This is a genomic window from Acidaminococcales bacterium, from assembly GCA_031290885.1.
Classification (GTDB): domain Bacteria; phylum Bacillota; class Negativicutes; order Acidaminococcales; family JAISLQ01; genus JAISLQ01.
The window spans coordinates 1-11,847 of the sequence record JAISLQ010000018.1; the positions used below are offsets into that span (position 1 = coordinate 1).

The 11,847-nt window shown below is 57.2% G+C and carries 10 protein-coding genes; 4 read left to right on the top strand and 6 right to left on the bottom strand.

Annotated elements, in window-relative coordinates; translation table 11 throughout:
• Window positions 1-270 (bottom strand): anion permease (locus LBO03_02405; protein ID MDR3348452.1); only part of this gene is annotated, 270 nt, incomplete at its 3' end.
• 1,017 nt (window positions 271-1,287) lie between these two features.
• Window positions 1,288-2,433, bottom strand: a complete 1,146-nt coding sequence (locus LBO03_02410; protein ID MDR3348453.1) for a hypothetical protein — start codon at window positions 2,431-2,433, stop codon at window positions 1,288-1,290.
• Window positions 2,434-2,705: 272 nt separating this feature from the next.
• Between LBO03_02410 and LBO03_02415 the strand changes: the two genes are divergently transcribed.
• The 4 genes from LBO03_02415 to sppA all read left to right on the top strand — a co-directional run bounded on the left by LBO03_02415 (window position 2,706) and on the right by sppA (window position 7,528).
• Complete coding sequence (locus LBO03_02415) at window positions 2,706-3,170, top strand: hypothetical protein (protein ID MDR3348454.1); 465 nt, start codon at window positions 2,706-2,708, stop codon at window positions 3,168-3,170.
• Between the two features lie 98 nt (window positions 3,171-3,268).
• A complete protein-coding gene (argS, locus tag LBO03_02420; GenBank protein MDR3348455.1) occupies window positions 3,269-4,927 on the top strand; it encodes an arginine--tRNA ligase in 1,659 nt (552 codons plus the stop codon).
• 74 nt (window positions 4,928-5,001) lie between these two features.
• Window positions 5,002-6,630, top strand: coding sequence for a CTP synthase (locus tag LBO03_02425; protein ID MDR3348456.1), 1,629 nt, complete (start codon window positions 5,002-5,004; stop codon window positions 6,628-6,630).
• A gap of 1 nt (window position 6,631) precedes the next feature.
• On the top strand, window positions 6,632-7,528 hold the full coding sequence (gene sppA, locus LBO03_02430; GenBank protein ID MDR3348457.1) for a signal peptide peptidase SppA: 897 nt from the start codon (window positions 6,632-6,634) through the stop codon (window positions 7,526-7,528).
• A 37-nt stretch (window positions 7,529-7,565) separates the two neighbouring features.
• On the opposite strand, the gene argH is transcribed toward sppA, so the two are convergent.
• From argH to LBO03_02450, 4 genes are all read right to left on the bottom strand, one after another.
• The gene (argH, locus tag LBO03_02435) at window positions 7,566-8,978 is read right to left on the bottom strand and encodes an argininosuccinate lyase (GenBank protein ID MDR3348458.1); all 1,413 of its coding nucleotides are present in this window, start codon (window positions 8,976-8,978) and stop codon (window positions 7,566-7,568) included.
• Window positions 8,975-10,189, bottom strand: coding sequence for an argininosuccinate synthase (locus LBO03_02440; protein MDR3348459.1), 1,215 nt, complete (start codon window positions 10,187-10,189; stop codon window positions 8,975-8,977). Before LBO03_02440 ends, argH begins: the two co-directional genes overlap by 4 nt.
• A gap of 57 nt (window positions 10,190-10,246) precedes the next feature.
• Window positions 10,247-11,188 (bottom strand): ornithine carbamoyltransferase, encoded by a 942-nt coding sequence (gene argF / locus LBO03_02445; protein MDR3348460.1) that lies wholly within the window; start codon window positions 11,186-11,188, stop codon window positions 10,247-10,249.
• A 7-nt stretch (window positions 11,189-11,195) separates the two neighbouring features.
• On the bottom strand, window positions 11,196-11,847 hold a 652-nt coding region (locus LBO03_02450; protein MDR3348461.1), incomplete at its 5' end, for an aminotransferase class III-fold pyridoxal phosphate-dependent enzyme.

The window sequence follows — 11,847 nt, forward strand, 5'->3', positions numbered from 1 at the left end:
TTCGCTGGTGCCGCACATCTTGACGACGGAGGTGCCGATTTTCTGCGCCAGCCCCGTATGGAACATGGACGCGCCGACGACGAACATGCCGGCGAACAAGACGACGGTGGAGTTGGCCAGGCCGCTGAACACCTGGTTCAACGGGATGAGGCTCAGCAGCCCGCAGGCAATCGCGCCGCCCATGGCGGTAGCCGCCAGGGGAATGATTTCAGTAATAAAAAAGATCGCCACTACTGCCAGCACGATAAGGGTCATTACTGCTTTTGACAAGACAAATCTCCTCCTTGTTTAATTTTAAATATTCCGGGATCTCCTTCCCGCACCCCTCCCTTCCTCTTAATCCCCCGGCCTAAGCCAAAGGGCAGGGTATTTCCCTATAGGCTCTGCGCTCGCGCCTTGCCGCGGCTCTCTTGAAATCTGCCGCGCAACGCCGTTTATTTACAGTCCACGGAAAAACCGCAGACACCTATCTGGGCCGCGTATCGCAACGGCGCCCTCTGTCCCCTGCCGTTTCGCCGGGCAGCGGCCAAAGCGCCTTCTATCAATAAAACGGTTTACATGCCTGTTGAAGCGGCGCATAACATTGCCGGCAGCCGCAGCTCTTACGCAGGGCAGGTTCCGCCCCCGGCCCCGCGCTTTAGCCTTATGCTTCGCTTTTTGCGCAAAGGCCGCTTGGCGGCGGTTTTAGCCGCGTGCAACAGATTATAAAAAAAGCGTTACCTTCCCTTTTTTATTCAGCCGACGGGCGCGGGGCTTCCCGCGTCCTTTCTTGTTTCCGGCCGGACGCCCCTTGCGGCCGAACCTTCGCGCGTCCAGCTTCTGTATTCAAATATCATTATACCCGCAAGAAAAAGCAAATGCAACTATAAAGTTATGGTTGCGTTAAGGGGACAGCAAGGGAATCTCCCGCCGTTTGTCTATGTCCGGCGAAAAGTCTGCGGCAATTTATGGTTTTTTGCAAACATTGATACGCAATTGCGGTTTATTGCCGCACATGCGGCCGATGTGTAAATCTGAATATTTTTTAAGGGCAAATTTTTCCAATTGCCGACTTTGCCCGCCATCCCCGCGCCAAACCAAAGCTTCAGACGGCGGGGCGTTTTGCGGCGCAAACATCGGTTTTCCGGCAAAACTGCGCCGCCGGCCGAAATCTCAAGCGCCGCGCCGCAAAGCAAGCCGCCGGCCTGATCGCTTTCGCGATTTTGGCCGGCGGCAGCCCGGAAACGTCCGCCGAAACCGGCGGCCTGTTTGTCCGTCAAGCCCGCAATAAATCAGGAGAAAAACCTGTCATACGGCTATATCTACATGCTGCGCGGTCCCGGCCAGGCCGTCTTCCCGGAGAAACAGGCCGGTTTTGCTTATCTGGCCGTTTTTGCGGCCGTCCAGTCCGACAAGGTCTATCGGGCTGTCCGCGCTGCCCAAGAAAATCGCCCCTATGCCCGCCTGCGCAAGGGTGAGCAGGCGGTCGCCGCCTTTTTCGTCCTTGACCCACAGTTTAAGCTCGCTGAATATTCCGTCGCCTTCGTCTATCCAGCCGTTGCCGTCCCGGTCGTGAACGGCAAGGTCCTTGAACCCGTCGCCGCTTTGCGTGCCGAAAAGTTCCTTGCCGTCGTTTATCTTGCCGTCGCCGTTTTTGTCGAGAGCCAGAAAGCCGCTGCCGCCCGTAAGGAAAGATATCTGCTCAAGCGCGCCGTCGCCGTCAAGGTCAAAACTGTATTTTCCCGACGTGAGGCCGGCGGCCGGGGCGGCGTAGTTGACGGCCAAAGGATCGAGCAGTTTGCCGCCGCTTTTCAGCGCTACGTAAGACGCTTCATACAGCGACCTTGACATGCGCAGATCAAGCGTTATGGATATTTCCCGGCCGTCGGCGGTCCGGATGTCCCCCTGGGCGCCGAAAAACATCTTTTCGCTTTCAAAGCGCTCGTACCGGCGTTCGTAACTGACGCCCCAATCGTTCGGCTTTTCCTCTTGCGCCGCAGGGAGCGGGCTGCCCTGCCCGCCGCCCCCGCGCGCCAACGGCAAACTGTCCCCGGCGGCCGGCTGCGGCCAAACATCAAGCAGTTTTACTTGAAAGCGCATTTTCCGGCCAAAAACTATGTTGATGAAACTTTCCAAAAACCTTCTTGTCATTTCGTCCCGCGTGCGCTTCAAGTCATCCAATACCGGCCGCGGGGCTTTGCGCGCCTCGTCAAGGGCGGCCAATATGTTCCTTATTTGCGTGGCGTCGTCCGGGACGACCCGCCCCGCTTCTTTTTGGTCGATGAGCGCCTGCGCTTTTTCCGACAAGTCCACTGCCGCGCCGGGCTCGCGTTTTTCCTCGGCCGTTTCCCCGGTTTTGCCGCCTTCCCTGTATACGAGGCGTTCGATTTCTTTTTCGGCGGTCGTTTTTGTGCTGCCGGCCCTTAGTTGCAGAGCCGAATCAAGTATGTACATTGCTGCCCGTCTCCTTCCTTGGAAAACATTCTTCCCTGATACATTCTGACGCCTATTATTTATATATCGTTTTATTTCGTTGTTTTATTAAGCCTTTTTCCGCCCGCCGAAAAATTTTTTTCACGGGACGGATCCGGCCTTGCCGGGGGAAGCTCCCGGCCGCCCCACGGCGGAAAAATCTTTTTGTTTTGTTTTGCGCCGCGCCGTCAATTTTATGATAAAATAAATTGTCAGTGCGCGCAGCAAGCCATATCACTTCAGCGGAGGTTAAAATGAAGGCCAGTACAATTTTCGAGACGACCCTGCCGAGCGTCATACACAACAACGAGATAGCGGCGGAAATGGTAAAAATCGGCAAAGAGCGCGGTTATCCGATACACAAGGCCAAACTTTACAAACAGCTTGGCAAATACGCCGGTTTTGCCAAAGACTATATGATCAGCGCCGAGAAACTGCCGCCCATACCCGGGGGCTGGCGCGTGCTGATAGAGTCTTTTGAGCCGCAGACGCGCGAAATAATGGTGAACGTGGCGATAACGGCGGAGGGCGGAGTAAAAAAAGGCGCCATAAACAACTTGGTCCTGCGGATGCTTGACGAATACAAAAAAGAAGGGCTGGACTTGACGGTCGACGACGAGGTCAAAGACTTCTTCGGCAACGCGGTGAGGGTGATTAAGGCCGCCGGCCATCCGATCCTTTTGGAAATGCTGGAAGAGTTCATTGAAAACATGCGCTGAGCGCCGCGCATACCCATACAGGGGAAGCTCTGACGGCGCGGCCCAAGGCGCGTGGGCTGGGGGGAAATTGCGCGTTTCAGCGGAGGGGGGCATGGCGCTTGAACATTAAAGAAACCCTCGCGGCGGCGATAGAGGCCGCCTGCGGGCGGGCGATAAGCGACGGGACGCTTCCCGCCGGCAAGCTGCCGGCGGCGCAGCTTGATGTGCCGCCGCAGAAGTCTTTCGGCGACTTTGCCACAAATTTCGCCATGCAGGCGGCGAAGAGTTTGCGGGTCAATCCGCGCGCCTTGGCGCTGGCGGTTGAGAAAAACATCGAATGTCCTTTGCTGGATAAGATAGAGATAGTAAATCCGGGGTTCATGAATTTCTTTTTGAAAAAGGAATGGCTGTATGAGTCGCTGGCGCGTATTGCCGCGCAGGGGGGCGATTACGGCAACCTGCCGAAAAAAAGCGGCGAATATATCCAGGTGGAATTTGTCAGCGCCAACCCTACCGGCCCTTTGCACATCGGGCACGGCCGGGGGGCGGCGGTGGGCAGCGCCTTGGTCAGCCTGCTGCGGGCGGCCGGCTATGAGGTGGCATCCGAGTATTACATAAACGACGCGGGCAACCAGATAAACAACTTGGCCGCTTCCGTGAACGCCAGATATCTGGAGCTTTTGAAGGTGCCCTGCGATTTCCCGGAGGACGGCTATCACGGCGCCGATATAGTCGCCACCGCCGAAAGGATTGTAAAGGCCGACGGCGACAAGTATCTTGGCCTGTCAACCAAAGACCGCATAGCGCTCTTTCGCGCGATAGCGCTCAAGGAAAAAATCGCCATTTTGCGGGAGGATCTGGAAGCTTTTCGCGTCCGCTTCGACAGTTGGTTCAGCGAACAAACGCTGCACGACGGCGGCGCGATAGAAAAGTGCTGCGCGGATCTATCCGGGCGCGGCTACCTGTACGAAAAAGACGGGGCGAAATGGCTCCGCTCCACCTCTTTCGGCGACGACAAAGACCGGGTGGTCATACGGGAAAACGGCGCGCCGACTTATCTGGCGGCCGACATCGCCTATCACGAGAACAAGTTTTCCCGCGGCTTTACCCGCCTCGTCAATCTCTGGGGGGCGGACCACCACGGTTATATAAAGCGCATGAAAGCCGCCTGCGCAGCGCTCGGTTATGACGGCGGCCGTTTGGAAGTGCTTATACTGCAAATGGTCAGTTTGTTCCGCGACGGGGAACTGGTCAAGATGTCCAAAAGGACGGGGCAGAGCGTAACCTTGAATGAATTGGTCGAAGAAGTCGGCACGGATGCCGCGCGCTTTTTTTTCGTCATGCGCTCCATCGACAGCCAGTTGGATTTTGATATAAATCTGGCGATTGAAAAGGCGCCCGAAAATCCAGTTTATTACATTCAGTACGCGCACGCCCGCATTTGCAGCGTATTCAGGCAAATGGCGGAAACGGGCGCGGTTTTGGGCGAGGCGGCGGATCTGTCCCTGCTGCGGGAAGAATGTGAGCTGGAACTGATAAGGAAACTGGACGCTTACGCCGGCGAGATCGAAAGCGCGGCCAAAGACCGCGCCCCGCATCGAATAGCGCGTTTCGCCCATGAACTTACGGGGCTTTTCCATTCTTTTTATCAGCAGTGCCGGATACTCGGCGTGGAGGAAAATACGCAGGCGGCGCGGCTGACGCTGGCCCGCGCGGTCAGGGACTGTTTGCGGCACTCGCTGGGGCTGTTGGGCATAAGCGCGCCGGAATATATGTAAGGCCGCGGGACACGTGAGCGAAGGCAAGCGCCGGGCATGTTGCCGGCGCTTGCCGTAAACGTCAGGAGGTCAATATGGCAAAGTATATTTTCGTTACCGGCGGCGTGGTTTCGTCCCTCGGCAAAGGCATTACGGCGGCGGCGCTGGGCAGGCTGCTGAAAAGCCGCGGCCTCAAAGTAACCATACAGAAATTTGACCCTTATATAAACGTAGATCCCGGCACAATGAGCCCCTACCAGCATGGGGAGGTTTTCGTCACGGACGACGGCGGCGAAACCGATCTTGACCTCGGGCACTACGAACGGTTCATTGACGTCAATCTGAGCAAAAATTCCAGCGTTACCACCGGCAAGATATACCAGTCGGTTATCAACAAAGAGCGCAAGGGCGAATACCTCGGCAGCACGGTGCAGGTGATACCGCACATCACCAACGAGATCAAGGAGCGCATCTACCGGGTCGGGCGCGAGGACAACGCCGATATTGTCATCACCGAGATCGGCGGCACGGTCGGCGACATAGAAAGCCAGCCGTTTCTTGAGGCTATCCGGCAGATTAAAAAGGATCTGCCCAAAAATGACGTTTTATACATACATGTTACCCTGCTGCCTTATATCGAGGCGGCGGGCGAACTTAAAACCAAGCCCACCCAGCACAGCGTCAAGGAGCTGCGCGGCATCGGCATCACTCCCGATATCATCGTTTGCCGTACCAAGCATCGCATATCGGACGATATGCGCGACAAATTGGCGCTGTTTTGTGACATTGACGCCGAAGCGGTCATCCACAACTATACGGCCGCCAGCATTTACCAAGTGCCGCTCATGCTTGAACAGCAAGGCATGGACCGCATAGTGATGGAAAAGCTGGCTTTGCCGGAACGCCCCAAGGATTTGAGCGACTGGCGCGCAATGGTGGACAAGATATTGAACCAGCGGCAGGAGCGCGCCGCGACAATCGCCATCGTCGGCAAATACGTCAACTTGCGCGACGCCTACTTGAGCGTGTCGGAGGCGCTCAAGCACGCCGGCATACATAACGGCGCGGCCGTAAACATACGATGGATAAACGCCGAGGAAATAGAAAACGCCGGCGCCAACCTTTCCGAAGCGTTGAGCGGCGCCAACGGCGTGCTGGTTCCGGGCGGCTTCGGCGAGCGCGGCATTGAGGGGAAAATAAACGCCATAAGATATGCGCGGGAAAACAAGCTGCCGTTTTTTGGCCTGTGCCTCGGCATGCAGTGCGCGGTTGTGGAATTTGCCCGTAACGTCTGCGGACTTGCCGACGCCCATAGCACGGAGTTTGCGGCGGCAAGCGCCCATCCGGTCATAGACATTATGCCGGAACAGGTCGCCGTTTATGAAAAAGGCGGCACCATGCGCTTAGGCGTCTATCCCTGCAAGGTTCTCGCCGACACGCTTTCCTTCGCCGCCTATAACGATGAAATAATCTACGAGCGGCACCGGCATAGGTATGAATTCAACAACGCGTTCCGCGACCTTCTGCTGGCGCACGGGCTGGTCATGGGCGGCGTTTCGCCCAACGGCCGTTTGGTGGAGATTGTCGAGCTGGCGCGGGACGCGCATCCTTGGTTTGTGGGGACGCAATTTCATCCCGAGTTCAAATCGCGCCCAACGAACACGCATCCGCTTTTCCGCGATTTTGTCGCGGCCGCGCTGCGCCATAACGAAAGCGGGGGATGATATGCGCAAATTATTGATGCTGATCGGCTTTGTTTCATTAATCAGCTTTTTGGCAAAACCGTTTTTTTCGGAGGGCACAGCGGCGGAAAACGGCAAGTATATAGCGGTGATCCGCATACAAGGGACGCTCTACGGCACGGCTGCGGACAGCATAACCGGCAGGCTCGGAGGGGCGGAGGAAATAATGCGCCAGATCATTGAAGCCGGAAAAGACCCTTCCGTGGCGGCAGTGCTTTTCCGTATTGACAGCCCGGGCGGAAGCGTAACGGCGGCGGAGGAAATTGCCCGGGAAATAAGCAAGCTCAAAGGCCGGGGAAAGCCAATCGTTACATCCATGGGCGACATTGCCGCTTCCGCCGGTTATTGGCTGGCAAGCTGCTCCGATTACATAGTCGCCAACTCTTCCACGCTGACCGGCAGCATCGGGGTGTATATCCCTTACACTAATTTTGAAGAACTCTACAAAAAAATAGGCATCTCCTCCGAACGCGTCAAAAGCGGCCGGCACAAGGACATGCTGGCGCCGGAGCGGCCGATGACGGACGAGGAACGGAGAATGCTCCAGGCTATGGTTGATGAAATGTACGCCGGGTTTGTCCGGCAGATAAGCGAAGGCCGCGGCCTGCCGGAAGACGAAGTCCGCGCCCTGGCGGACGGCCGGATATACACCGGCCACCAGGCCAAAGAGCTTCGCCTGGTGGATGAAATCGGCAATTATTACGATGCGCTTGCGATTGCGGCGCAGCGCGCCGGGCTGGAAGGCGAGCCCCGGGTCAAGACCTACGACCGCCCGATAAGCTGGCGGGACATACTGCAACTGGGTTTGTTGCGGGAAGCCGCCTTTTTTATGCGGGATTTGGCTTATGAATTCATGGCGGCAAAAGGCGCCGAGTCATAGCGCCAACGCGCCCAAGAGGGCCTCCGCCGGAGGCCCTCTATATTTTCGCGCCAAGTTTGGCGATGAGTTTTTTTTGCGCGTACAGGCGCTTTTGGGCGGCGGCTATTTGTTCCCGCACCCGGGCGGGCGAGGGGCCGCCATAAGAGGCGCGGTTTCGCACGCAGGTTTCCGGGCGGATAAAGTCGAAGAGGTCGCCGGCGAACAGCGGGGAAAAAGTTTGGTAGGTTTTCAGGTCAATGTCTTGCAGGGACTTGCCTTTTTGCAAGGCGCAGGCTACGCATTTGCCCACTATTTCATGCGCCCGGCGAAAGGGCAGGCCCTTTTTCACGAGGTAATCCGCCAGATCGGTCGCGTTGGAAAAATCCCGGCAGACAGCGTCCCGCATCGCTTTCTTGTTTACTTTCATTGTTTTGAGCATCCCCTGAAAAACGGCGAGGGTCAGCTTGACGGTGTCGGCCGCGTCAAAAAGCCCTTCTTTGTCTTCCTGCAGGTCTTTGTTGTAGGTCAGGGGCAGCCCTTTCAGCACAGTCAAAAGAGCCAGCAGATGCCCGTACACCCGCCCGGATTTGCCGCGCGCCAGTTCCGCGGCATCGGGGTTTTTCTTTTGCGGCATCATGGAAGAGCCAGTGCTGTAGGCGTCGTCAAGTTCGATATAGGAAAATTCCGCGCTCGACCAAAGGACTATCTCTTCGCCCAAGCGGCTCAGATGCGACATCAGAATGGACGCGAAAGCCAGAAATTCCAATATGTAGTCGCGGTCGCTGACCGCGTCCATGCTGTTGCCGTAAACGGCGGCAAAATTAAGTTCCTCCGCGACGGATTGCCGGTCGATCGGCAAAGTGGTGCCGGCCAGGGCGCCGGCCCCCAAAGGCATAATGTCCGCGCCCTCCCATACGCCTTGCAGTCGGCGCATGTCCCGGGCGAGCATGTTCAGGTAGGCCAGCAGGTGATGGGCGAAGGTAACGGGCTGCGCCCTTTGCAGATGGGTGTAACCGGGCATGATGGTTTCGGTGTGTTTGGCGGCGAGCGCGAGCAAGACCTTTTGCGCGTCCAAGATAAGCCGGGCGATTTCCACGATTTCCCGCTTGACATACATGTGCAGATCGAGCGCCACTTGGTCGTTGCGGCTGCGCGCGGTATGCAGCCGCGCGCCGGCTTCCCCGATCAGTTCCGTCAGGCGCTGCTCGATGTTCATGTGTATGTCTTCCAGTTTGACGGAAAAGACAAAATCGCCCCGCTCAATTTCGGCTTTTATGGTTTCAAGGCCCCCGGCGATGCTTTTGGCCTCGCCGTCCGTGATTATCCCGCAGCGCGCCAGCATGTTGGCGTGAGCCGCGCTGCCGCGTATGTCCTCGCGGTACAGCCGCCGGTCAAAGGCGATGGAGGCGTTAAATTCTTCCATGAGTTTGTCGGTCTCTTTAGCAAAACGGCCGCCCCAGAGTTTGGTCATAGGCCGCGCCCCTTTTTCAGCAAAGCCCGCACTTTGAGCGGCAGGCCGTAAAGGTTGATGAACCCTTCGGCGTCGGCCTGGTTGTATACTTCGTCGCGGCCGAAGGTTACAAATCCCTCGTGGTACAAAGAATAGGGCGATTGCGTACCGGCGCTTTGTATGCCGCCTTTGTACAGTTTGAGTTTTACGCGGCCGGTAACGGTTTTTTGCGTTTCGTCCACAAAAGCCGCCAGGGCTTCGCGCAGCGGCGCGTACCACATGCCGTCGTAGACCAGCTCGGCGTATTTTATCGCCACCAGTTGTTTGTAGTGCATGGTCGCCCGGTCAAGCGTCAGGGCCTCCAGTTCGTTATGGGCGTAATAGAGTATGGCGCCGCCCGGCGTTTCATATACTCCGCGCGATTTCATGCCGACCAGCCGGTTTTCCACCAGGTCGGCCACGCCGATGCCATGTTTGGCGCCAAGGGCGTTGAGCCCTTCCACCAAAGCCAGCCCGCTTGTTTTTTGGCCGTTCAGGGCCGACGGCACGCCTTCCGTAAAATCAATGGCAACATAGTCCGCTTTGTCCGGCGCTTTGTCCGGCGTATTGACGATAAGATAAAGGTCGTCCGGCGGCTCGTTGGCCGGATCTTCTAGGTCCGCGCCCTCATGGCTCAAATGCCAGAGGTTTCTGTCCATGCTGTAGGGGCGTTTTTTGGTAACAGGCACTTCTATGCCGTGTTTTTCCGCGTAATCGATGGCGTCCTCGCGCGAGCGGATGTCCCATTCGCGCCAAGGTGCGATGATTTTGAGCGTGGGCGCCAAAGCTTTTACCGTAAGCTCAAACCGCACTTGGTCGTTGCCTTTGCCGGTCGCGCCGTGGGCGACAGCGTCTGCCCCTTCTTTTTCGGCGATCTCGACCAGTTTTTTGGCAATGAGCGGCCGGGCGAAGGACGTCCCCAGCAGGTATTTTTTCTCATAAACCGCGCCCGCTTTCAATACAGGCCAGATGAAGCCCTCGACGAACTCGTTTTTCAGGTCTTCTATATAGCATTTGTCCGCGCCCGAGCGCAAAGCTTTTTCGTATACGGGGGCAAGTTCTTCTCCCTGGCCGAGATCCGCGCACATGGCGATGACCTGGCAGCGGTAGTTTTCTTTCAGCCACGGGATGATGACAGAGGTGTCAAGCCCCCCCGAATAGGCAAGAACTACTTTTTTTACGTCTTTTTTCATTGCGGCAACGCTCCTTGTTTTAAATAATGCGCCCCCTGCCCGAGCAACGCCGGCTTTTCACAAAACGGCATCGCTCATAAGCAGGGCCATGATCGCTTTTTGCACATGCAGCCGGTTTTCCGCCTGATCGAAGATCGCCGATTGCGGCCCTTCCATGACTTCGTCCGTGATCTCCTCCCCCCGGTGCGCCGGCAGGCAGTGCATGACTATCGCGTCCGGCTTGGCTGCTTGCAGCAGGTATTTGTTTATCTGGTAGTCGCTTAAAGATTCCTGCCGGATCGACTGTTCCTGCTCCATGCCCATGCTCGCCCATACGTCGGTGTAGAGGGCGTCGGCGTTTTCCGCGGCCTTCAGGGGATCTTCTTCCACTATGATCGAGCAGCCGGTTTCCGCGGCCATAGCCCGCGCCGCGCTCAAAACGCCGGCATCCGGCCAATAGCCCTTGGGGCTGGCGCAAACGAAGTCAACGCCGGTTTTGGCGCAGCCCAGCATGAGTGAATGGGCCATGTTGTTGCCGTCGCCGACGTAGGTCATTTTGCGCCCTTTTATCGTGCCTTTGTATTCCATGAGCGTGAAAATGTCCGCCAGCGCCTGGCAGGGATGGAATTTGTCGGTAAGGCCGTTGATTACCGGCACGCTGGAATGCCCGGCCAGTTCTTCCACGATGTGGTGGCCGAAGGTCCTGATCATTACGCCGTCCACATAGCGCGACAGCACCCGCGCCGTATCGCGGATGTCTTCGCCCCTGCCCATCTGGGTGGCCGCTTCGTTCAAATATATGGGATGCCCGCCCAACTGCCAAAAGCCCACTTCAAAAGAAACGCGCGTGCGGGTGGACGCCTTGTGGAAAATCATGCCCAGCGTTTTGCCGGCGAGATATTTGTGCCATTCGCCGTTTTTCTGTTTCTTTTTTATTTTGCGCGCGACATCCATTATGGTAGCTACTTCGCCTACGGACAGATCGCCGATCGTAAGCAGGTTTTTGCCTCTGAGCGCCATAATTTATTTATTCCTTTTCCTGGTTGCCGGACGAGAGGACTTCATCGAGGACCGTAACGGCGAAATCTATTTCCTGTTCGTTCACGGTAAGCGGCGGGACAAACCGCAGCACTTTGCCGGCGGTACAGTTTAAAATGAGTCCTTTCGACAGGCAGGCTTCGACGACGGGTTTGCCCTCGCCATGAAGCTGCGCCCCTACCAGCAGCCCCTGCCCGCGTACGTCTTTGATCTGCTGCGGATGTTTTTCTTGCAGCGCGGCCAGCTTTTCTTTGAGGTAACGGCCCATTTTTGCCGCGTTGCCTACCAGTCCATCCCGCTCCATTATGTCCAGTACGGCATTGGCGGCCGCGCAGGCCAGCGCGCTGCCGCCGAAGGTGGAGCCGTGGTCGCCGGCGGAGAAGGCGCGCGCCACCCGCTCGGAGGCCAGGAAAGCGCCGATGGGGAACCCGCCGCCCAAACCTTTGCCGATGCTCATGACATCGGGCCTTATCCCCGTATGCTCAAAAGCGAACCATTTGCCGGTGCGGCCTATGCCCGTCTGAATTTCGTCAAAAAGCAAAAGCGCCCCGTGTTTGTCGCAAAGTTCCCTTGCCGCCGCCAGATAACCTGCCGGCGGCATGTTTACGCCGCCTTCGCCTTGAATCGGCTCCAGCAGGACG